Source organism: Campylobacter sp. VBCF_06 NA8, from assembly GCF_027737825.1.
Classification (GTDB): Bacteria; Campylobacterota; Campylobacteria; order Campylobacterales; family Campylobacteraceae; genus Campylobacter_B.
In genome coordinates this window covers 61,574-84,174 of sequence record NZ_JAOVUB010000006.1, presented here as the reverse complement: position 1 = coordinate 84,174, position 22,601 = coordinate 61,574, and the positions used below count along the sequence as shown (strand labels likewise).

18 protein-coding genes and 1 tRNA gene are annotated in these 22,601 nt (G+C 40.2%); 2 read left to right on the top strand and 17 right to left on the bottom strand.

The window, feature by feature from the left end; all coding sequences use genetic code 11:
- Positions 1-634: 634 nt before the first annotated feature.
- Both lepA and OFO10_RS07755 read right to left on the bottom strand, forming a co-directional pair.
- Positions 635-2,425 (bottom strand): translation elongation factor 4, encoded by a 1,791-nt coding sequence (lepA, locus tag OFO10_RS07760; RefSeq protein WP_270866747.1) that lies wholly within the window; start codon positions 2,423-2,425, stop codon positions 635-637.
- Positions 2,426-2,524: 99 nt separating this feature from the next.
- Positions 2,525-9,058 (bottom strand): hypothetical protein, encoded by a 6,534-nt coding sequence (locus OFO10_RS07755; protein WP_270866746.1) that lies wholly within the window; start codon positions 9,056-9,058, stop codon positions 2,525-2,527.
- 1,092 nt (positions 9,059-10,150) lie between these two features.
- Here OFO10_RS07755 and OFO10_RS07750 point away from each other — a divergent pair.
- Positions 10,151-10,227, top strand: a tRNA-Glu gene (locus OFO10_RS07750).
- On the opposite strand, the gene OFO10_RS07745 is transcribed toward OFO10_RS07750, so the two are convergent.
- The 6 genes from OFO10_RS07745 to OFO10_RS07720 are packed head-to-tail and all read right to left on the bottom strand — an operon-like array spanning position 10,206 to position 13,658.
- The gene (locus tag OFO10_RS07745) at positions 10,206-10,985 is read right to left on the bottom strand and encodes an energy-coupling factor ABC transporter ATP-binding protein (protein ID WP_270866745.1); all 780 of its coding nucleotides are present in this window, start codon (positions 10,983-10,985) and stop codon (positions 10,206-10,208) included. The genes OFO10_RS07750 and OFO10_RS07745 overlap by 22 nt on opposite strands.
- A gap of 35 nt (positions 10,986-11,020) precedes the next feature.
- On the bottom strand, positions 11,021-11,653 hold the full coding sequence (locus OFO10_RS07740; protein WP_270862235.1) for an energy-coupling factor transporter transmembrane component T: 633 nt from the start codon (positions 11,651-11,653) through the stop codon (positions 11,021-11,023).
- 42 nt (positions 11,654-11,695) lie between these two features.
- Positions 11,696-12,172 (bottom strand): hypothetical protein, encoded by a 477-nt coding sequence (locus OFO10_RS07735; RefSeq protein ID WP_270866744.1) that lies wholly within the window; start codon positions 12,170-12,172, stop codon positions 11,696-11,698.
- Positions 12,169-12,759 carry a cobalt transporter CbiM gene (cbiM, locus tag OFO10_RS07730; protein ID WP_270866743.1) on the bottom strand — a complete coding sequence of 197 codons (591 nt, stop codon included), beginning with the start codon at positions 12,757-12,759 and terminating at the stop codon, positions 12,169-12,171. The genes OFO10_RS07735 and cbiM overlap by 4 nt, the downstream gene beginning before the upstream one ends.
- Positions 12,749-12,892, bottom strand: coding sequence for a hypothetical protein (locus OFO10_RS07725; protein WP_270866742.1), 144 nt, complete (start codon positions 12,890-12,892; stop codon positions 12,749-12,751). The genes cbiM and OFO10_RS07725 overlap by 11 nt, the downstream gene beginning before the upstream one ends.
- A 10-nt stretch (positions 12,893-12,902) precedes the next feature.
- Positions 12,903-13,658: a DUF4198 domain-containing protein gene (locus OFO10_RS07720; protein WP_270866741.1), complete on the bottom strand. Its 756-nt coding sequence runs from the start codon at positions 13,656-13,658 to the stop codon at positions 12,903-12,905.
- Positions 13,659-13,824: 166 nt separating this feature from the next.
- Here OFO10_RS07720 and serS point away from each other — a divergent pair, with 166 nt between their 5' ends.
- Positions 13,825-15,078: a serine--tRNA ligase gene (serS, locus tag OFO10_RS07715; protein WP_270866740.1), complete on the top strand. Its 1,254-nt coding sequence runs from the start codon at positions 13,825-13,827 to the stop codon at positions 15,076-15,078.
- 155 nt (positions 15,079-15,233) lie between these two features.
- On the opposite strand, the gene OFO10_RS07710 is transcribed toward serS, so the two are convergent.
- The 9 genes from OFO10_RS07710 to OFO10_RS07670 form a co-directional block, all read right to left on the bottom strand.
- Positions 15,234-15,800, bottom strand: coding sequence for a hypothetical protein (locus OFO10_RS07710; protein ID WP_270866739.1), 567 nt, complete (start codon positions 15,798-15,800; stop codon positions 15,234-15,236).
- A gap of 8 nt (positions 15,801-15,808) precedes the next feature.
- A complete protein-coding gene (thiF, locus tag OFO10_RS07705) occupies positions 15,809-16,441 on the bottom strand; it encodes a sulfur carrier protein ThiS adenylyltransferase ThiF (protein ID WP_270866738.1) in 633 nt (210 codons plus the stop codon).
- 1 nt (position 16,442) lies between these two features.
- A complete protein-coding gene (gene thiS / locus OFO10_RS07700; RefSeq protein WP_270866737.1) occupies positions 16,443-16,646 on the bottom strand; it encodes a sulfur carrier protein ThiS in 204 nt (67 codons plus the stop codon).
- A complete protein-coding gene (locus OFO10_RS07695) occupies positions 16,646-18,238 on the bottom strand; it encodes an ABC-F family ATP-binding cassette domain-containing protein (protein WP_270866736.1) in 1,593 nt (530 codons plus the stop codon). The genes thiS and OFO10_RS07695 overlap by 1 nt, the downstream gene beginning before the upstream one ends.
- 62 nt (positions 18,239-18,300) lie before the next feature.
- Entirely contained in the window at positions 18,301-19,428 is a 1,128-nt protein-coding gene (locus OFO10_RS07690) for a cation diffusion facilitator family transporter (RefSeq protein WP_270866735.1), read from the bottom strand.
- 220 nt (positions 19,429-19,648) lie between these two features.
- Positions 19,649-20,290, bottom strand: coding sequence for a hypothetical protein (locus OFO10_RS07685; protein ID WP_270866734.1), 642 nt, complete (start codon positions 20,288-20,290; stop codon positions 19,649-19,651).
- 28 nt (positions 20,291-20,318) lie between these two features.
- Complete coding sequence (locus tag OFO10_RS07680; RefSeq protein ID WP_270866733.1) at positions 20,319-21,140, bottom strand: LysR family transcriptional regulator; 822 nt, start codon at positions 21,138-21,140, stop codon at positions 20,319-20,321.
- 33 nt (positions 21,141-21,173) lie between these two features.
- On the bottom strand, positions 21,174-21,386 hold the full coding sequence (locus OFO10_RS07675; protein WP_270866732.1) for a tautomerase family protein: 213 nt from the start codon (positions 21,384-21,386) through the stop codon (positions 21,174-21,176).
- Positions 21,362-22,537 (bottom strand): YbfB/YjiJ family MFS transporter, encoded by a 1,176-nt coding sequence (locus OFO10_RS07670; RefSeq protein ID WP_270866731.1) that lies wholly within the window; start codon positions 22,535-22,537, stop codon positions 21,362-21,364. The genes OFO10_RS07675 and OFO10_RS07670 overlap by 25 nt, the downstream gene beginning before the upstream one ends.
- Positions 22,538-22,601: the final 64 nt, after the last annotated feature.

Genomic DNA, 22,601 nt, shown 5'->3' with positions numbered 1-22,601 from the left:
TACTGTCATTGCGAGCGAGTGTAACGAGCGAAGCAATCCAGGGAAATTCAAACAAATTTTAATTCGCAGAAAAATTTATCGGAATTTATATTTTATGGAATTTTAAAAAACTCACTCTAAATTTTACTGGATTGCTTCGCTTTCTACGAAAGCTCGCAATGACACGAATTACAGTGTCTGGCGGTTTATACTCGTAGATTGCCACGAATTTTGCTAGCGCAAAATTCTCGCAATGACAAATCAGACAAATTTCGCTCGCCACTGTCATTGCGAGGCGCATAGCGCCGAAGCAAACTACGAATTTAAAATTCTTACCGCTAAATTTACTGTCATTGCGAGCGAGTGTAACGAGCGAAGCAATCCAGGGAAATTCAAACAAATTTTAATTCGCAGAAAAATTTATCGGAATTTATATTTTATGGAATTTTAAAAAACTCACTCTAAATTTTACCGGATTGCTTCGACGGCGTTGCCGTCTCGCAATGACACGGATTATAGCGTCTGGTAGTTTATGCTCGTAGATTGCTTCGCTTTCTACGAAAGCTCGCAATGACAAATCAGACAAATTTCCCAAAATTTCTGCGGCAAAAATCACACACGAAATCCGGGGTAGTATTCCTCAAAGAGCCAAATTTTAATCAATCTTCAAAACGCTTAAAAACGCCTCGCTAGGCAAATTCACCTTGCCGATAGCCTTCATGCGCTTTTTGCCCTCTTTTTGCTTTTCGAGCAACTTGCGTTTGCGCGTGATATCGCCGCCGTAGCACTTGGCGGTTACATTTTTGCCCATGGCGCGGACATTTTCGCGGGCGATGATTTTGTTGCCGATACTAGCCTGAATCGCCACCTCAAAAAGCTGACGCGGGACGATTTCCTTCATCGCCTTTACCAAATCCCTGCCCTTAGACTGCGCCTTTTCTACCGGCACGATGATAGAAAGCGCATCGACAGCCTCGCCAGCGACGCGAATATCGAGTTTGACCAAATTTCCGCGCCTATAATCGCTAGGCTCGTAATCGAAACTCGCATAGCCCTTGGTGCAGGATTTGAGTTTGTCGTAAAAATCCATAATAATCTCATTTGTCGGCACATCGTATTCGAGCAAAACACGCTCTGGCGTGATATAGTCCATTTTGGTCTGCACGCCACGGCGAGAATTTAAAAGCGTGATTAAATTCCCCAAAAATTCACTCGGCGTAATGATTGTAGCGCGCACATAAGGCTCTTCGATATGATCTATATAGTTTGGCTCAGGCAGTTCGCTAGGGCTGTGGATTCGCTTAATAGAGCCGTCTGTGAGATAGACCTCATAAGTAACGGTCGGCGCAGTAGCGATTAGATCGAGGTTAAACTCGCGCTCCAAACGCTCTTTGACAACCTCCATGTGCAAAAGTCCCAAAAACCCCACGCGAAAGCCAAATCCAAGCGCAAGTGAGGTCTCAGGCTCGTAGCTAAGCGAGCTATCATTTAGACTAAGCTTATCTAGCGCATCGCGTAGTTCTTCGAATTTATCGGTTTCGACGGGGTAAATTCCAGCAAACACAAAAGGCTTTGCCTTTTCAAAGCCACCGATTGGCTGAGAAGCTTGATTGCGATAGAGCGTAATCGTATCGCCGACTTGCACATCGCTGACATTTTTTAGCCCCATTACTACGATACCAACCTCACCGCTTCGCACGGCGTTTGTTTTAATCGGCGCAAGAGGGTTTGGATACATGAGCCCTAGCACCTCGTGGCGACCGCCAGTGCCCATGACATAGACCTCATCACCTTTTTTGACCACTCCGTCATAAATGCGCACAAGGGCGAGTGCGCCAAGATAGTTATCAAACCAGCTATCATAAATAAGCGCTTTTAATGGCTTGTTTTCATCGGTTTTAGGGGCTGGGATTTTCGTGATAATCGCCTCTAATAGCTCTTTTATGCCCTGCCCAGTCTTCGCGCTTACTTCGATTGCCTCGGAACAATCAAGCCCTATAATATGCTCGATCTCGTCCTTGACGCGCGCAGGATCTGCTGATGGAAGGTCGATTTTGTTTAGCACAGGGATAATTTCTAGGTTGTGTTCGAGTGCGATATAGACATTTGCGATAGTTTGAGCCTGCACGCCCTGGCTGGCATCGACGACGAGTATCGCGCCCTCGCAGCTAGCCAGACTTCTGCTCACTTCGTAGCTAAAATCCACATGGCCTGGGGTATCGATGAGATTTAGAATATATTTTTCGCCACCAAGCTCGTATTCTAGGCGCACGGATTGGGCCTTGATAGTGATACCACGCTCTTTTTCGATATCCATAGTATCCATGATTTGCGAGCTCATTTGACGATCTTCGACCGCCTTACACTCGCTGATTAGTCTGTCTGCAAGGGTGCTTTTGCCGTGGTCTATGTGGGCAATAATGCTGAAATTTCGTATATTTTTCAAATGTCTTCCTAATTTAAATTTTACTATTTTTTTAAATTTGATTAAATTTAAAAAAGCCTAGCACCAAGGCTAGGCTTTAAATTTTAACTGGTGTGAAAGTTACCAGTTAATGCGGTTGTTGCGGTATGTTCTTCCGCTAGAACCTTCTTTTGCTCCGCCATCCACAGAAGCTTCACTATTACTATCACCGGCGAAATTACCGACTTGTTTATTTTTTTGGCCTTTTATACCGCCTTCACCAGCCCAATCACCAGTCGCAGTAAAACGAACCTTAATAGGATTAAAGTATTGTCTAACACCGGAGTATCTAGCAGCATAGTCGTTTCCGCCAACAAATGCCGAATCTTCTATAAATATCGCAGTATCATGTGAAGTGTAGATCAACCATGGATTTGTTATAATCCTAATAGTATCACTCGCTCTGTTTGGATGAGTTACACTTAGAGTTTGAACTCCGTTTTGAAGCGTCGATATATTGCTTAATGTTACTCTGCTAGTAGCATATCTAGAAACAAACACACTAGGCGCCAAAGTAGCATCTACACGAGAATTCACATTTCTAACAAAACCGTTCTGTGCCATAAGTCCAGGGTTATCTCTTCTCAAATCAGCAAATATATTTGTAGCAGGCCTTAATGCGCTAGGAATAATATTTGGCGCAACCATACCAGTGCAATTTGCAAAATTATCACCTTTGCCACAATACAAACCTTGCTCTATATCTATAGGCTCGGTAGTACCAGCTACTGGCGTATATTCTTTCCACCCATTATCTACATCATACGCTTTTCCATATACGAAATATGCATAGATATCGTTTGGATTGGTTATTGTGTTTATGATACTTTTAGTGCTATTTCTATCTATCTTCATAGCGCCGGGATTAAATACTTCACGAGCAAAGTTATAGTCATAGTTACTTCCACGAGGTTTTAGCTTATAATCTGCTCCAAATTTAGCCGGACGAATCTCATTGCTTCTTAATGCAAAACTACCTATATCAAAGTCTGTCAAATATACAAGCGCAGGGAAATGAGGGATTTTTTGCATTCTATCGAAGTTAAAATAGATAGTCGCAGTAGGTGTTTGTCCCTCTTTAAACGCACGAGACATTAATACAAAATTTGGCGATTTAGTAGTTAAGATATTGCCATTAGCTGTATCTACCGCATTGATAAGACCGCTATTTAAGCTACCATCTGTATAGTAAGAAAGCGCATGTTGTAAAGAAAAATGTTTTTGAGATAATTTTGTGTCTTCGTTTCTAACTCTTTTTCTAGTAAAATTATAACATCTAGTATCATAATTCACGCTATTTTTACATACATTTTCGCTGAAAAACCTCGCATTGTTAGGGATTGTAATGCCATACCCGCTCGCTATTTTACCAGGCATACCAGAATACGGAGTATAAGGCTCTTGCGGAGCACTCTCATCAGGATCTACACCTTGGATACAACGAGGGTCGCTACCATCCACAGCGCAATCAAAGCTGAAATTTACAGAAAGATCCATATCAGACGCGAAACCACACAATGGCTCAGTATTGTTATTATCATAAGTGCTCATTCTACCATCATATAGTGTAGCGATGATTCCTGGATGAACTTTATCGCTCAAAAACGCCTTAGTGCTAATAGAAATTCTAGCAAGCTCGCTCAGCTGTCTAGTCGCAGCGTTATTTGCATTAGCAGCTACATAACTCTCACCATTTCCGACAATGTCGATATCAAAATTTTCGACATCAACTGAATTGAAATATGTAAAATTTTCATTGTTTCTATCACCAACAAAAGCAGTAACGCTCGCATTGTAATCAGCACCGCCATCCCATCTAGCACCATGCAAACCATTTCTTAATCCATTAATAGATGCAACAATTCTATCTGGTTGATAGCGTAGCACTAGACCTAGCGCATCATCAGCTTTTTTACCACCAACATCTACCTTGTGAGTAGCTCGTTTTATACCGATATCGCAACCGATTCTACCTCTTTCATCGTGCTTATTGGCAGTAGAGTTGATGATACATTTAGTGCCCCAGTAATCATTAATTTTTTTGCTATCGGCTTTATCACCGCCAGCAGTATTATCATCGGCACTAGCACTTGGATTTTCTCTCTTATCAAATGTCTGATCACCAAAAGCATCTGTCCATGAGTTGTCATATACGCTTACCATAACATCACCGACATTGTAATAATTAAAAATTTCACCCTGTCTGCTTGCTAAATTTTTATCTTTATATAAAATTTCAGTGAATAAAACAGCTGGTTTGCCAGTCTTCGCTGCTGGCTCTTTTAGAGCTTCTAGTCGAAGATCGTTGCTAGTAAAGGTTTTTATGGTAGCGACACCATTGGCATTAACATTGATATCCTTGGCATCAAACATAGCATTCAATGCCACTGCATCTTTATCCCAAACTCTTCTAAAATTCTCAATGTTATTAAAGTCTTTGCTATCTACCATACAATGCTCTACCGTTATGCTCGTCGCTTCACCAAATTTGTCATCTCTGTTTAATTTATCATAATCGCTCACCTGATATCTGCCGTCTTTGAGCACAAGTCCAGTATAACCAATTTTTTCATTAGCACACTGATAATCAATCGTTTTTCTTAAATAAGTTTGATCTTTTAACTGACTTTCTATGAAAAACGCTTGATTTGATATGCTATTGCGACAATCATTTGAAATAAATGGTTTTAGATAAGTCAAATTTTCTCTATATGCCGCTAGCGTTGCATTTTCGTCAGAAGAACTTGCGCTTAGAGACTTGCCATTATAATCATAACTCGCTCTCCTAACAAATCTTTGATTGCTTAAATTTCCACCTATGCGATTTGTATAGTTTGGCACAGGATTTCCTTCAAAGCTTTTTGCATAAAGCGCCTTGCTTAAAATATCTTTATTGCTCTCATAGTCGCCACCTGTGCGCAAATCAGCAGAATCTGTCTTATCTAACGCCTTTGTGATATCGCCATCCTTGTCAGATTTACCACTAGGATCGACTAGTTTAGCGTAGTATTTGTCGATAGCGCTCATATCTACTTCGAAATACGCAGGTCTGACTACGAAATGATCGCTATCGCAGACATGGAAAGAGCCGTCTTTCGACATTTCTACACCGAAATATGATTTGGCTTTACCAATCTCTTCTTCGATTTGAGCTTTTTCCTCTTCGAAAGCCTCCCTCTCAGCTGTATATCCAGTCGCAGTCTTTGTCTCATTTAGCCATGCCACTTCTAGTAGGCGTTTGTCGCTCTCATCATCATTAATGTCATATTGCTTATGATTATTACATTGCTTACACTCATCCAAAAGCCCTGCTACTTTCTCAGGCAAATTTCTATCTTTATTTATATAGTATTCATATAATCTTTCGATTTGGTATCTTACATAGTAATCAGTCGCATCAGAAATAGCCCTAGCTGTGCCGTCCGCGTCATACTCATATAGAGTCAATTCATCCATATCTAATTTCGTATTTTCATCTACATTTACCATACTTTGTTCGCTATATCCACCCCTAGGGAAGTAGCTAAACATAAATGTTACGCCATTAAACGCGTCCTCTATAACTACATCTTTGATACCTACGACCTTTTCTTGCTCATTTGTTTGTTTATCTGCAAAGCCAGTATCGTGGTCGATAGCTCTCGTGCCACCTATTTTAAATGGCAATTTTTTCTCTTTTGTGATATCTTTACAACCGCCTCTATCTACCGCCCTTATAGCAGACATAGAAACCCTACCTGGCAAATCAAAATTCTTTAAATCACCATTAGCTGGCTCGTAGTCTATCCTGCCATCTTTGTAGTTTATCGGTTGGCATTTGCCATCATTATTGAGTGCAAAAATCATAGGAAATCTAGAACACAAATCAATTTTTTTATCTTCTTTATCTTTGCCTGCATACTCATAGTTCCAGTCATCGCACTTTATTTCACCTGCGACATTAGTTTCTGAGCAGTGGAATATATCATTAATATCTGGTTGAAAAACCATATTTACATCAAATGGCAACTCTGCTACTTGGGTATATAATCTATCGTCTTGTTTGCTGTTTTTATCTCGGTCTTTTAAATCTTTGAAATTTTGATTTACCACTTTAAGACCATTTAAAAACGAAATCGCAAGTTTCTCATCAGGATCTGCATCAGGACATCTTTCTAGCATAGTCTTAGGTCCTGTTATCGCTTCTCCGTCAGCTAGTCTCATTTGATATGACAAAGTATAATTCATAGGCGTATATACATATGTATTTCCGACAGTAGCGTTAAACTCGATATATGCTGATTGACCTTTGTCTATGTTACCACCAGCATATTCGCCATCACCCATTTCGCCACCAGCATCGCTACCGATACGGAATTTCATATTGTTATTATTCGTAGTAAATATAGTCTTACCTGTATATCTTGGATCATCGCCTCCCGCTGCCTCAGCTAACCTTGCTTTGTTGGTAGTATATGCACCAGGCTTATCATCTACGAGATAGCTAAATTCCACATTTCTTAGCTGTTTGCTAGCTAGGCTGGTATTGTTGATACCAGCGGTATTTTTATTGTATGTATTAGACGCACCCGTGGCTAGCTCTACTACTGCACCCTCGATAGCCTCACCTTCGCCTTGGTTGCCTACTTGGTTTCGAATCTCCGTCCTATAATACAGCGTCTCGCCTACGACTACCTTTTCTGGTTTATCGACATCACCGACAGTAGTTATTTTTTCGCCAGTTTCTTTGCTATAAAATTTCAACCAACCAGCTGTGTCGTAAAATTTCTGGTTATAACATAGTTTTGGGGTATATAAATCAACAGATATACCCACAAATTGCACATAGGCACGGTTGCTTTCGTATGTTCCATTAACTGTTGGTTTAAATGGAGTTAGACCGACCCTGACAGCGAGCGAACTTTGCCCATGGTCTAATTTGTTTGAAATATCAAATTCATCTAGGTCAAATCCCTGATGATAGCCTTTATTATAATACTCAGCAGTACCGCTTCTACCCTGTAACGCATAATCTCCGTTATCATTTAATTCTAGCCAAGTTCTCGAACCATTAAAGAAAGAATTTGGATGATAGACATTACTAGGTATTTTGTTGCTATACAAATCCTCACCGATCTTCGCCACAAACAAACCTTCTCTCTCACCAGTTTTCGGACCTCTATTTGCACCAAATGACGCAAATACTAGTTTGCCTTGGACATCAACTTTTTTATCTTTGGGCGTATAAAACCCGCTCAAAGTAAAATCAGCATAAACTGATTTTGCTAACGCTTGCGCTTCGTTACTTACACCAGAGGCAGAAGGCTCCATATACAAATATCCGTCGTATAAGGTAACATTTTTTGGTCTGAAAAATTTATCGATGTGTTGTTTAGCGCCATCTTTATCACTTGCGCCGATTTTACTAGGATTGTCTAGCAGTTGTTGTTGTGATTCTAGATTTTTATCATAAACCAATACTACATACCAACCGCCAAATGGCAAAAGACGAGCATTTCCTCCAAAAAACCCAGCATCTATACTACCGCCATTATAAGCTTCAATCATCCTCCATACTTGGTTACCTTTGCTATTATAATGCGGACTTCTTCCGGTGGCATTTACATTTCCTACCGCTATGTCGATACTTTCGCTATAATCTTTAAAATTACTTTTCACAAAACTAGTAATATCAGCTGAACAACTATACTTCATATCGTATCTTTGGTCTTGACCATTTTGTGCATTTTTAGATGAATTGTAAGCAAATATTCCTTCGCAAATTTCTCTTTGGACATTATAAGCCGAACTATTTCCTACCTTTAATTTGACATCTTTATAGCCTTTTAAAGCCTTTATTTTAAGGGTTTTTGGTAATCTTTTGCAACTAGCATCTCTGTGTAATTTGCCCTCTCTTTTTCGCTTCGCAACATCATCTAACTCAGCTTGTGTGCAGTTTTTTGGACCATAACTATCGTCTAATTTAGTATCTAGCTTTTCGTCGCTATCTATGTCATTGTTATTGTATAAGTGACCAAACCAATAAAGCCTAGCCATGACAATATCATCTTTCGTAACGCCCTTTGGAAGTTTTATTTCATTTTTAGAGCTATTGAAAGTATCCCCTATGCCACCGTCGTTAAAAAAATCGCCGTCATATACACTTGTGCCAGATTCCGTCATAGTATCACCAGGCATAGGTTTTATGACAGGGGCACCCGCTGTCAAGATATCACCAAATACATAAGTTCCTTCACCACCAAATCTTCTACTAAGGTTTTGGCTCTGAGGATTTAATGGGTCGAGATTGCTAAAATTTATGAATTGTTTTTTTCCATTTTCATCATACCAGACATTGTCGCTACCATCAGGGTTTTTTGGAGCAAGACCACCCCATACATTTAGATTATTAATTCCACTACCACCGTATGTTATGGTACCTAAATGCTCGCCCAAAAAATCAGAAGGAATTTCACCACTATTTGGAATCTCATCTGCTCTTGCAGTAGGTTTAAAATATTTAATATTACTGGCATAGCCGTCGTAGAGTTTATCATCACCGAACGCGCCAACGCTAACTCCAAACAAAATCAACATAGCAGATAACGCCCTGCTAAATACCTTTTCTTTTTTCATAATATGACCTCCATCATTTTATGTGTAAAAATTTTCTCTATTTTATTACTAAATCGCTTAAAATAAATATAAATTTAACCTTCGAAAATGTGAATAATCAAGGCATTTAGCGGATTTTTTATTTTTGTTATTTGGGCGAATTTATTTGCGCGCAAATTTACAAACGAAAAAATGCAAATTTGGCGTTCGGTGATTTGAAATTCGTAGATTGCTTCGTCGCTATGCTCCTCGCAATGACAATAGCGAGCAAAATTTGTCTAATCTGTCATTGCGAGAATTTGCAAACGAAAATTTGTTTAATCTGTCATTGCGAGAATTTTGCGCTAGCAAAATTCGTGGCAATCTACGAGCATAAACTACCAGACGCTATAATCTGTGTCATTGCGAGACGGCAACGCCGTCGAAGCAATCCAGTAAAATTTCAAATAAATTTCAAAAATTTTATAACTTTTAAATTCTGATAAAATTTTCTGCGAATTAAAATTTTGCTTGAATTCCCCTGGATTGCTTCGCTACGCTCGCAATGACAGCAAATTGAGCGTTCGGTAATTTTAAATCGTAGATTGCTTCGCTCGTTACACTCGCTCGCAATGACAAATTAAGAGTTAAAAAATTCCCTGGATTGCTTCGTCGCTATGCTCCTCGCAATAACAATAGCGAGCGAAATTTGTCTGATTTGTCATTGCGAGAATTTACGAGCGTGAAAATTGTCTAATCTGTCATTGCGAAAATTTTGCGTCAGCAAAATTCGTGGCAATCTACGAGCATAAACTACCAGACGCTATAATCCGTGTCATTGCGAGACGGCAACGCCATCGAAGCAATCCAGTAAAATTTAGAGCGAGTTTTTTAAAATTCCATAAAATATAAATTTCGATAAATTTTTCTGTGAATTAAAATTTTTTTTGAATTCCCCTGGATTGCTTCGTTACACTCGCAATGACAGCAAATTTAGCGTTCGGTAATTTTAAATCGTAGATTGCTTTGCTCGTTACACTTGCTCGCAATGACAAAACCCGCGCATAAAACCGCCAAAATTCAAACGCAAAGAAAAAATTTAACTAAAAATTTGTATAATACGCGTTTTTCTTTGAGCTTTTCGTCTAGCGGCCCAGGACGCTACATTCTCAGTGTAGAAACGCGTGGTTCAAATCCCGCAAGGCTCGCCATTTGCGCTAAATAATCCCTCTTCGCCCAATGTGTAAATTTTATCCGCCACGGCACCTATAAATTTCTCATCATGGCTCACGATAATCTCGCTAATATCGAGGTTTTTTAGGATTTTTGCGACGCGCGATTGCATAGCAAAATCAAGCCCAGTCGTGGGTTCATCGAGCAAAACTATCTCAGGCTCGCACACGATCACCCCAGCAAGTGCTACGAGTTTTTTCTCGCCGCCGCTTAGATGATACGGCACGGCGTCCCTTAAATGCGAGATTCCAAAGCGTTGCAAAATCTCATCAACTTGGATTTTTATCTCGTCTTCGCTTAAAATTTTTCGCGGTTTTATGTGGTGATTGTGCGGCGTGGTGAAAATTTCGCTAGAATTTTGCTCTAAATTTTCGCTCGAATTTTTACGGAAAAATTTTAAAATTTTAGCCTTTTTTGCGCCTCCGTTTTGCCCCTTTTTTATCGCTTCGTTTCGCGCCCTAAGCCCAAATGCGACATCGTCAAAGACATTGGCGCAGATGAATTGCTCGTCGGAGTTTTGAAACAAAAACCCGATATTTTGGCGAAATTTCGCAAACTCTTTGACACTAGAAATTTTTTCGTGAAAAATCTCGATCTCTCCGCCACTAGGCGCCCTTAACCCGCACAAAATCTCCAAAAGCGTGGTTTTTCCGCGACCATTTTCGCCCAAGATTACGATTTTTTCCTTGTGCGCGACATCTAAATTTAGCCCCGTAAAAAGGCTTCTTTCGCCCATTTTCGCGCTTAAATTTCTAAGTTTTACCGAACAGCTCAAATCATCTCTCCAAGCCTTGCAAAAAGGCAAATTAATACAAAAAATAAAAATCCGATTTCGAGTGCGCCAAATTTCTCTTTGGCGAAGAAAAATTTCCCGCTAAATCCGCGCGTAATCAGGGCGTTTTGCAGATTTTCTGCCCGCCCTAACGCCCCTAAAATCAGTAGTGCAACGCAGTTTGCGTAAGTTTTGTAGCTAAAAATCGAACTTTTCGCCCTAAATCCACGCACCAAAAGCACGGTTTTTTGGCGTTCTAACTCTGCGCGCAAAAACGCGATAAATTTCACGCAAAAATAAAAAATCGATGAAATTTTATCCCCAAGCCCTAAATTTCGCACCCCGCGTGCCAAAAAATACTCGTCCCGCTTCCAAAAAATCAAAATCGCAAAAAGCATAATCAAATTTGCTCGAAAAAACACAAGCAGTGCAAAGTGCGAATTTTGCGCTATTAGCGCGCTTAGTATCATAAAAAATACAAAAATATTTAAAATCGCAAGTTTTTTAAAAATCTCTTTAAAATCGGCGAAATTTAGCGCCAAAAGGGCTAAAACTGGCAAAAAATAGCTAAGATAAATTTTGCCCCCAAGTGCCACAAAAAAGCTATAAATCACAAAGCAAAGTAGGCTAATTGCGGCGTTTTGGCAGGGGTTAAAAGTTTTGATTTTTGATCCTTATTTGCGTTTTTTTATGGCGTAAAGTGCGCCAAAAATCGCGAAAATTATAGCCAAACTAAGCGCAAAATTTAATAAATTTTGGTTTGATGAATTTTTTAATTCAAGCAAATTTTGCAAAATTTCGCTCGAATTTTGATCTAAATTTTGGCTTTGCAAATTTTGCGAATTTTCCACCGCATTTTCCACTTTAAAATTTATTTTTTTCGCATGACCTGCGCCGCCGTAAATTTCGATTTCGTATTCCCCAGCGCCCAAATTTAGGCTTAAAACGCCAGTTTTATCGGTTTTTGATTCCAGTAATACTGCGCCGTTTTGGCTGATTTTTACATCGCAGTTTTGGCAGGGCGAATTGCCGTAAAAAAAGCTTTTTATGCGCACATTTTCCCCGTCTTGGCTAGCAAAAGCTTTTAGCGAGTGAGCCGGGGCAGTATTCGCCAAAGCTAACGCAAACAGCGCAAAAATGAGCCTTTTCATAGCAAAATTTCCTTTTTTACCCGCACGATAAATTTCAGCGCAAACAGCGCGATAATCCCCTCCAAAACCGCCAAAACTGCCGATTCTAGCGAGATTAGCGTGATAATTGTGTAAAATTCCTTGCCACTAGCAAAAAGGATTAAATCCAAAAGTAGCGTCGAGATGAGTATCGGCACCGCTCCTGCTAGGAAAAACGCCGGCGTGGTGGGCATTTTGGCGCCTCTCCACGCACGCACAAACACTGCGCCCAAAACGGCTGGAAAGCCGATAATCGCGGTATTTACGCCCAAAATCGTAATCCCGCCAAAGCCAAAGAAAACCCCTTGGAGCATGAGCCCCACAAATATCGCTAAAATCGCGTCAGCACCCAATACTGCGCCGATTAATCCACCCAAAATCAAATGCACGGAGCTTACGCCCACTGGCAAATGGATAAATGAAGCGATGAAAAAAATCGCGCTCATACACGCTACTTGCGGGATTTTCTCCACTTTTAAGCGGTATGCGAGATACGCCACCATGGGCGCACTTATCGCCCAGCCTGATATTAAAATTTCGCTTGGTAAAACGCCTTCGCTAATGTGCATTTAATGTCCTAAATTTCGTAATTTTAAATGAAATTTCGCTCAAATTTGAGCGAAATTTATAGGTAAAATTTGCGCCAAATTTCTCTCTTAAATTCATACTAAATTTCGCTCCAAATTTTACGCTGAATTTCACGCGCAAAGCCCTATTTTTCGTAGTCTTTGGTCTGCACCCAAAGCACCGCACCAAGCTCGACACCGTATTCCTTGCCCTCGTGCGCGACTTTTTCGTCATCATCTATTAGCGCCGCAAAGCCCCAATGCCCAGATAGAGGCATCGTAAAGCAAAATTCCCCGTTTGCATTAGTCTTTACAACCTGCGTGATATGATCCTCGCTAGGGGCTTTTAGGCCTGATTTGTTATAGTGCTCGACCTCGACTTCTACGCCCTTAGCTGGGGCATTTTTGTATAATACTGTCCCGCAAAATGAGTTGCCCGCATACAACCCAAATGGGCGCGTAAGTGGCACGATTTCGGCTTTTAGCCCTACTGGCTCGTCCCAGCCCTCGCCGTATCCGTAAGCGTCGATTATGGTTTTTGTCTGGTGGCGGATAAATTTTTCCTCGGCTGGTTCGAAATATGGCTTAGGATCGAAGTAAAATTGATAAACGCCCGGTTCTTTTACCTCAAATTCGGCTGTGAAGTAAGCGTTTTCGCCCTCTTTTTGCGCTTTTAAGCTATCCAAAAACGGCTTTTTCTCGCCATTTATCCAAATTTCAGCCACATTTGGAATTTCTAAATTCATACGATTTTGCTCGAAAGGGTGAGTGAATTCATAAACTAAATTTAGCTTGTTTTTGCTCTCATCTTCGATAGTATCACTATCTGCCAAAACTACGCCAAAGTGCGCAAATGACGCAGTTGCGGCGCAGGTTAGAAGGGATAAAATTTTAAATTTCATATTTGCTCCTTGTGAAAAATTTTAGTTTCGTAATATTACAGAATTTTGCTTAAAATAACACTAAAAATTTTTAGATATTATAAAATTTCGCTTAAATTTGCCCACTTTATATTTTTAAAGTAAAATTTCGCTAAAATCCAAAAATTTTTATTTCACGGAGAAAGATATGATAAATTTACGACTAATCGAGACAAATTTTGACGAATTTAATAAAAAACTAATCGCCAAAAAAGTCCCCGCAGACACGCTAAAAAGCCTACTTGACGCTTATAATGAGTTAAAAGAAAAAAAGACAAATTTAGAAAATTTGCAAGCCGTGCAAAACGCCAAAAGCAAAGAAATGGGCGTCATAGCAAGACAAGGTGGCGACGCCAAAGCCCTAAAAGCCGAGCTTGACGCAAACAAAGCAAAAATCGCAGAACTCGGCGCAGTGGTCAGCGAGTGCGAAGAAAAGCTAAATACTATCGCAGCCGTCGTGCCAAATATCATCGATGATGATGTCCCATTTGGTGCAGATGAAAACGAAAATGTCTGCGTAAAAACCGTGCTAGAACCGCGTAAATTTGACTTTACGCCAAAAGAGCATTTTGAACTTGGCGAAAGCCTTGGTTGGCTAGATTTCGAACGAGGCGTGAAGCTTAGCGGTAGCCGTTTTACCGCGCTTCGTGGGCTTGGTGCGAAGCTAAATATGGCGCTGATAAATTATATGATTGATTTTAACAATAGCCGTGGTTTTGAGCTTGTAAATATGCCGTTTTTGGTGCGTGATGAGATACTTTATGGCACGGGACAGCTACCGAAATTCAAAGACGACCTTTACAAGGTCGATGATGACGAGCTAAATCTGTATCTCATACCTACTAGCGAAGTTACGGCGACAAATTTATTCAACGATGAGATTATCGAAAGTGCGAATTTACCGATAAAGCTTACGAGTTATAGCCACTGTTTCCGTAAAGAAGCCGGTAGCGCAGGGCGCGATACTAGGGGCATGATTCGTCAGCACCAATTCGAAAAGGTCGAGCTTGTGGCGATTACGAAGCCAGAAGATAGCGCAAAAATGCTAGATGAAATGGTCTCTTGCGCTAGTGATTTGCTAGCTTCTTTGGGACTTCCGCACCGCCACATGGTGCTTTGCAGTGGAGATCTTGGTTTTAGCGCAGCAAAAACGATTGATTTGGAAGTCTGGCTTCCCGGACAAAATAAATACAGAGAAATCAGCTCGATTTCAAATTGTCGTGATTTTCAGGCAAGACGCGCGAAAATCCGCTATAAAGATGAAAATAAGAAAAATGCGTTAGTGCATACGCTAAATGGCTCATCTTTGGCAGTGGGCAGGACGCTAATCGCTGTCATGGAAAACTACCAACGCGCTGATGGCACTATCGAAATTCCAAAAGTTTTAGAAAAATATATGTAGGTTTTGGCTTTTCGCAATGACGCATAATCTGTCACCCTGAAATACTGCGCCGAAATCTTATTGTCATTGTAAGCGAAGTAAAATTTACTTTATTTTGTCATTGCGAGCGTAGCTTGCTCGCAATGACTATAAAAAAGTTTTATTCAATTAAATTACTAAACCAATTTAAGCCGTTTAGTTCGATACCAAGCGAAAAATTCCACAATAGGGCAAATTGCGAGCATTGCACTGGCGCCAAGAGTAAATACACTATCAAACAATTCGGCGCAACTAAATATTTCGCTTAAAGTAAATAAAAAAGCGCATACATAAAATAATTTTTCGTCGCTTAGCTTTTGGAGTTGAAGATAAACCAAAATGTATTTATAACAAGCCAAAAATGCAAAAATCGTAAAAATAAAATCGACTATTTTCATATCAATATTTATCAAATTTAAAAACACAAATATTGCAAGATTGAGTAAATTTATAACCCAAAATTCTACAAAATTTGTGCAAACTTTGGAATTTGTATTTTTTTGAATTGTTCTAAAAATAAAAAATCCAATAATCACGACTACGATAAAAATTATCCCGACAACACCCTCAAAAAGCGCAAAATCATCTGCTTTATCTGTTTTTAAAATATCTGTGATTAATGCCGATATTCCAGCGACGGCGTATAATATGCCAAAATTCAGCATAGCTCGCATTCTAACCGAGCGAAAAATTTTCTCTTCCATAATTTACCTTAAACTTTAAATTTCCCCAAAATCGCCATTATCACAGCGTTTGCTTGGTGGGCGGCGCAGGTTACGACACGAGATGAAATAAGTCCTGCACTCATATCGCTTTTGCCGTCGCCACAAAGATATAAATTCGCCCCAAATTTGCGAGTTTGGATAGAATTCGCTCCCCCAAGTCCCGCCATACCCGAAGCACAGATGAAAATTTTATCTTTAAATTCCCCTGCCAAATTCGCTATCATCGCCTTATTTTCGGCTCCGTCGAAGCACTCGCAGATGATTTTTTCGTCCCGTAAAATCTCACGCACATTTTCGCTAGTAATTTTTTCGCCACAAATTTGCACTTTCGCATAAGGGTTAATACCCAAAATTTGCTCTTTTAAAGCTTCTATTTTTGGGCTTCCTAAATGGCGTAAAAAATAGTGCTGGCGATTTAAATTCGAAGCTTCAACAATGTCAAAATCTATGATAAAAAACTCACCCACACCAGCGCGAGTAAGCATTATAGCGACATTTGAGCCAAGCCCACCAGCTCCTAGTATGCAAACCCTGGCGCGTGATAAAATTTCACTCACACCACGCGGATTTCGCGCGAAAATTTCAGCCCTAAATTCGCTCTCGTTTTTTAAATTCAGCATTTCACCCGCCACCGACAAATTCAACGATTTCATAAATTTTAAAATCTGAAATTTGCGAACTTTTCCATAAATCTTTTTTCAAAATCTCTCCGTCGGCTTCCACGGCGATATAGCGCAAATCAAACCCTTGCGAGCGCAAAAATTCTTCCACGCTCATATCGGCGTCAAACTCGCACTCACGCCCATTTACGCGCACTTTTATCATCACTCTTCCCCCAGGCTCGCTCTGTATTCTTCGTAAGTCCCGCGAAAATCCACAATCTCACCGTTTCCTTTAAGGTGCAAAATGCGGTTCGCAAAAGCGTCGATTAATTCGCGGTCGTGGCTAACGCAAATCACGCACCCTGCGAAGTTATACAGCGCCTCGCCAAGAGCGATAATAGCCTCCAAATCAAGGTGGTTGTTTGGCTCATCAAGCACCAAAAAATTTGGCTTAGTTAGCATTAGTTTGCTTAGCATTACGCGGTGCTTTTCGCCACCGCTTAACGCACCCACGCTTTTTTCTTGCTCAGCGCCGCTAAAAAGCATTCGCCCAAGGCACTTGCGAATTTCGTCTAAATCCTTGTTTTTCTCATCTCTGAGATAATCATACAGCTTCGCTTCACCACTCACCGCCGAGCTCGTATCCTGCGCGAAGTATCCTTGCTCGATAGTCGCGCCCACATGCACCTTGCCCTTATCTGGCGCCATTTCGCCCACGATGATCTTGCACAGCGTCGATTTACCCACGCCGTTTCGCCCGATAACTGCGATTTTATCGCCCTTTAAAAGCTTTAAATTAAAATTTTGCAAAATTTTAATCTCACCGAAACTCTTATCAATCTCGCTAAGCTCTAAAATCTCATTTCCAATCTCGCGCCCTAGTTTAAAAAGTATGCTTGGCTCCCTACGAGAAGATGTCGCAATCTCGCTAATGTCGATTTTATCGAGCAGTTTTTGACGGCTTGTGGCTTGTTTGGCCTTGCTAGCATTCGCGCTAAAACGGGCGATAAATTTTTCGAGTTCCGCCTTTTCTTTGACCTTTTTATCTCGCTCAAATTCAGCCTGTTTTTTTATCAAATTTGCCGCGATAAACCAATCATCGTAATTCCCGCTAAACTCACGCACTTTTTTGAAATCCACATCCAAAATGTCCGTGCAGACGCGGTTTAGGAAGTGTCGGTCGTGGCTGATGACGACCATAGTGCCTTCGTGGCGGTTTAGCTCGAACTCCAACCACGCAATCGCGTCGATATCGAGGTTGTTTGTCGGCTCGTCTAAAAACAAAATATCAGGCTTAGGAAACAGCACCTGGGCTAGGAGGATTTTGACCTTGTCACTGGCCTCGATTTCGCTCATTTTTTTGCCAAATTCATCTTCGCTAAATCCCAGCGAACTTAAAATTTTCTCGATTCTCGTCTCATACTCGTAGTTTGGATCCTCTTCGGCGCAGATGATTTCAAGCTCAGCCAAGCGATCGTTGATTTCGTCGGTAAATTCGGGGCTTTCGTAGAGTTTTTCTTTTTCTTTGACGGCATCATATAGGCGTTTGTTGCCATACAAAACCGCGTCTTTTACCAAAAATTCCTCAAACGCAAATTGATTTTGCCCCAAAACGCCAATTTTACGGCCGTTTTCGACGATGATTTCGCCGCTACTATGCTCGACCTCGCCACTTAAAATTTTAAGTAGCGTCGATTTACCCGCGCCATTTGCGCCGATTAGTCCGTATCTATGACCTTTTAGAAGCGTCAAATTTACATTTTCAAACAGCAGCTGTTTGCCAAAACGCATTACTAAATCTTTGATTTCTATCATTTTTAATCCTTGGAATTTAAAATTTTGCGATTATACAAAAAAAGGCTAAATTTAGCCAAAATTTAGGCACTATAATCGCTATCAAGGGCGATTAAAATTTCATAATCGCTAAATTTCGCGCTGACTTCTTTGATGATATTTTGATGTATTTGCTCGCGGTTAATCGCGTCAAAATCAATAATCACATCAAAACTGATGATTTTTTCTATCAAATTTGCGTGAAATCCGTGCATTTGCAAAATTTTTTCATCGCTAAAAACTATTTTTTGAATTTCACTATAAATTTTAGCGATTTGCTCATCTTTTAAATTTAGCGCATAAATGCCCACAGTATCGATAACTACGCTAAATTTGGCGAAAATTTCACTCTGAATTTTTCGCGTGAGTGTATCTATGCTAGCCGCGCTCATATCCTCGCTAACTTCGATATGCACGGAGCCCAGCATTTTATCAGGGCCGTAGTCGTGAAACATCAAATCATACGCGCCAAGCACGCCATCGATTTTCTTGATTTCGGTATAAATTTGCTTTGCAATCTCGATATTTAGGGGACTTCCTAAAATTTTATTGATAGTGTCTTTTAAGATTTCGGCAGCTGTTTTGATAAGCAATAGCGAAATAATCACGCCCAAATACGCCTCCAAAGCCACGCCAAAAAATATAAAAATAAACGCCGCCACTAGCGTTGAAAACGACACTAACGCGTCAAATTTCGCGTCAATCCCACTTGCAATTAGCGAGTCAGAATTCGCCATGACGCCCATTTTTTGGGTGTATGAGCCAAGCACGATTTTTACTACGACCGCAACTGCGATCAAAAATAGCGAAACGCCATCGTAATCTGGCGTGAGCGGAGCAAAAATCTTGCGCACACAGCTAATAAGCGCCGCAAACCCCGCATATAGGATAATCACGCCGATACTTAAAGCCGTGAGATACTCGATCCTGCCATGCCCGTAGGGGTGCTCTTTGTCTGGTTTTTTGCCAGCAAGTTTTAGCCCTACAATTGTAATCACCGAACTTAGCACATCGCTTAGATTGTTTATAGCGTCAATTACGATAGCAATGGAGTTTGTAAAAAACCCAATCGCCCCCTTAAACAGCGCCAAAATCACATTTGTAAGAATTCCAACTAGCCCTGTGCGAACGATGATTTTATCGCGCGGAACGACCTTTTCTGGGATTTGCATAGATTTCCTTTTTGTAATTTAAAAGGCGTGATTTTATCAAAATATAGCTTAATTTGATAATAAAGGAGAAAAAATGCCCTGCTAAATTTAAATCAAAATTTAGCAGGGCAGTGTTTGAGGGAAATATTATTTCTGATACTCTTTTTCTGTTAGCTTATAAGCTTCTTGCAGTTTTTTTATTTCTTCTTGTGATAATTTTTCTTGCGCCATTTAACAAACCTTATATTTTTATGCTATGTCTGTATTTGGAATAATCTTCTCCTAAAATTTCTCGTTCCTTTTTTTCGAGTTCAATCATTCTGCCATTACTTACATTAAATACTACACCTCTTTTATTTAGTTCATCAATCGCTTTTTGCAATTTAGCATATAACGGGTGTTTTGAAATGTCTAGTTTAGTATTATTATTTATTTCTATATAGTGTAGTTCTTCTGTTGCCAATTTTATGCGAATTTTAGATATTGTTTCATAAGGCCAACGAATTTCATTAATCAAATTTTCTGCAATTTCTTCATCTAACTCATCAAGTGGTGTATTCATAATTTTAATACCCAAAGCTTTTGAATAATTTTGATCAAGAATCAATGCTTTGTTCTCCCCAACAGGTTCTCCGAGCAATTCTGCAATAGAATAATATAATCCATTTATATCTTTTGCTCTTTCAGCAAGCCCTTCTCTTGCTCCAAAACTGCAAGGTTTGGTTACTTTTTCGCCAGTTCCAAGAAGGCTATTGCGGTCAGAAAAATCAATATCTTTCAATGTGATTTTTTTAGGTTTTTGCGGCAAATTAACGATTTCTTCGCTACCAACTTCTTCTTTTAAATCTTCTTGTGCGAAAGTTCCGAGTTTGATTTCTTCCATATTTTATACTCCTATTTTTGGGATAAAGTTATAATTTCATATCGCGTAGATACTGCTCGATATTTGGGACATTATCCTTCCTGCAAATCATTGTAGTTGGGATATTTGCCTGTTTTTTGGAAAGAATTTTCAAATTTAGCTTTTTGTCGTATCCAAGCTTTTCGATTATGCTCAGTGGCAGTATCGTCTGCCCAATCCCAGCCTCCACACAGCCCAAAATCGTCTCATAACTAGCAAATTCGAAAATTTTAGCCTCTATTTTGCGAGATTGCAAATATTTCATCGCAAAATCATTATAAGCGCACCCCTTACGATATGCCAGAAACACCATATTTTCGCTCGTTTGCTTTGGACTTGCGATGACCATTGTCTCATCAAAAATATTTAGCGTCATTAAATCTTTATGCTCGACTATCCCGCTTACAAAGGCAATATCAGCCTTGTAATCAAGTAGCCATTTAAGGCACCCAGCAGTCGTATTTGTGGTAAGCTCCAACGAAGCACCCTTAAAGTCATTATAAAGCCTTAGCAGAAACGGCACCACGCGCACCGCAGCATTTGCTTCTGTGGAGACTACGCGCAAACTTAATTCTTTGGATTTTTTAATCTCCTTGTTTAACCGCTCGATTTTGCTTACAATCTCACACGCCCTAGGATAGAGCATTTCGCCCTCTTTGGTAAGCAAAACGCCTTGCGGAACTCTGTGAAAAAGCTTAAAGCCAAGATCGTTTTCTAGCTGTTTGATACGAGCTGTGATGTTTGATTGAGCCTGTTTTAGCTTTTTTGCGCCCAGTGTTACGCTTCGCTCACCAGCGACTGCGACAAAAACTTTTAATAAATTTGAATCCATTTTTATCTCCAAATTTAAGAAATTTTATGAAATTTATGATTTTTGCTTTGCTCTGATAGCCGTTATCGTCTCGCCGCCGATTGCGTAGTTATCGGTGCTAAGCTCATCTATGATGACGACGCAGGTTTTCTCGCCACGCCCTACGACTTTCACAAAAGCATCTGTTAGCTCGCGGACTAAATCCCCCTTCTGCTCCACGCTCAAACCGCCGTCCTCGATAGTCATTTTGACATTGATAAGTGGCATTTTTGCTCCTTTTTTAAAAATTTTATCACACCTAGACTAAGTGCGCTAAGTCCCACAAAAATCGCGGTTAAAACTAGCGCCCTATCGTAGCTTTGATAGATATTAAAGATTTTAGCACAATACAGTGGCGCGATTATCGTTCCTATGGCATACGCAGCCGTTAGCGCACTCATAATCGGTGCCGATGATTTGGGCGCTAGGCTCGCCCCATAGCTCATAAATAGCGCGGTTAGCCCCATCATCGTGTTTCCATATATAGCACCGCTTAATAAATTTAAGATTAAATTTTGGCTAAACACCGGGATTAAAATCCCTAAAATTTGCAACAAAAGCGAGACCATCATCATCTCTACCCCGCCAAATCTCCGCCCCAAATTCACCCACACAAAGGGCCCAAACATCGCGAAAACGCCCACCAAATACCACGCATAAGTGCCCATATTTTCTAGCCCTTTTACGCGGTTTATGATATCAGGCAAAAAGCTAGCCTGCACCACAAATCCCATGCCCTCCAAAAAATATGCGAAGATTAAAATTTTCAAAATTAGCAAATTTGGCAATTTTTCGCTTTTTGCGACCAAAAATTTGGCGTTTTTACCACGCTTTGGTGTGAGTGTATTTAGCGCGAAAATGCTTAAAGGAAGCGAAAAAACTATCAAAAAAACCCACGCGATTTTCCAGCTAAAAAACACAAGAACTAAATTTCCCACAAGCGAGGTTAGCACGATAGAAATACCAGCCGCGCCAAAATAAAACGCCATAGCCTGTTTGTTGTGAGATAGTAGGTCAAAGACAAATGACGAACCCACGCCCATAACCAGCGCCGAACCCACTCCTGCGGCCACTCTCGCGCCAAACCAAAGGTAGTAATTTTCGCTAAATGCTAAAATAATTGTCGTAAAAATGCTTAGAAAAAGTGCTAGTTTAAAAAGCAAAATTTTAAACTCTCCCCCGCGCACAAAGACCGTAGCAAAGGAGCCTACGAAGTATCCAGTGTAGTTTGCAAAGGCTAGAATTCCAGCCCGTTCTACGCTTAAAAAATCACCTAGCATTGATGGCAAAAGTGCTGTAAAAGCAAATCGCGCCGTGCCGATAGCCACGATAAATGCGCAAATTCCAGCTAGTAAAATTTTAATATCGTTAAATTTCATATATTTTCTTAAATTTGGATTTTTGCGAGATTGTATCAATAAAAACGATTTAAAGTCAAATATA

Excerpts from the sequence above, each read along its gene's own strand:
- OFO10_RS07755 (WP_270866746.1), bottom strand. The coding sequence starts at position 9,058 with ATGAAAAAAGAAAAGGTATTTAGCAGGGCGTTATCTGCTATGTTGATT.
- OFO10_RS07745 (WP_270866745.1), bottom strand. The coding sequence starts at position 10,985 with ATGGGCGAAAGAAGCCTTTTTACGGGGCTAAATTTAGATGTCGCGCAC.
- OFO10_RS07735 (WP_270866744.1), bottom strand. The coding sequence starts at position 12,172 with ATGAAAAGGCTCATTTTTGCGCTGTTTGCGTTAGCTTTGGCGAATACT.
- cbiM (WP_270866743.1), bottom strand. The coding sequence starts at position 12,759 with ATGCACATTAGCGAAGGCGTTTTACCAAGCGAAATTTTAATATCAGGC.
- OFO10_RS07720 (WP_270866741.1), bottom strand. The coding sequence starts at position 13,658 with ATGAAATTTAAAATTTTATCCCTTCTAACCTGCGCCGCAACTGCGTCA.
- serS (WP_270866740.1), top strand. The coding sequence starts at position 13,825 with ATGATAAATTTACGACTAATCGAGACAAATTTTGACGAATTTAATAAA.
- OFO10_RS07710 (WP_270866739.1), bottom strand. The coding sequence starts at position 15,800 with ATGGAAGAGAAAATTTTTCGCTCGGTTAGAATGCGAGCTATGCTGAAT.
- thiF (WP_270866738.1), bottom strand. The coding sequence starts at position 16,441 with ATGCTGAATTTAAAAAACGAGAGCGAATTTAGGGCTGAAATTTTCGCG.
- thiS (WP_270866737.1), bottom strand. The coding sequence starts at position 16,646 with ATGATAAAAGTGCGCGTAAATGGGCGTGAGTGCGAGTTTGACGCCGAT.
- OFO10_RS07695 (WP_270866736.1), bottom strand. The coding sequence starts at position 18,238 with ATGATAGAAATCAAAGATTTAGTAATGCGTTTTGGCAAACAGCTGCTG.
- OFO10_RS07690 (WP_270866735.1), bottom strand. The coding sequence starts at position 19,428 with ATGCAAATCCCAGAAAAGGTCGTTCCGCGCGATAAAATCATCGTTCGC.
- OFO10_RS07685 (WP_270866734.1), bottom strand. The coding sequence starts at position 20,290 with ATGGAAGAAATCAAACTCGGAACTTTCGCACAAGAAGATTTAAAAGAA.
- OFO10_RS07680 (WP_270866733.1), bottom strand. The coding sequence starts at position 21,140 with ATGGATTCAAATTTATTAAAAGTTTTTGTCGCAGTCGCTGGTGAGCGA.
- OFO10_RS07675 (WP_270866732.1), bottom strand. The coding sequence starts at position 21,386 with ATGCCACTTATCAATGTCAAAATGACTATCGAGGACGGCGGTTTGAGC.
- OFO10_RS07670 (WP_270866731.1), bottom strand. The coding sequence starts at position 22,537 with ATGAAATTTAACGATATTAAAATTTTACTAGCTGGAATTTGCGCATTT.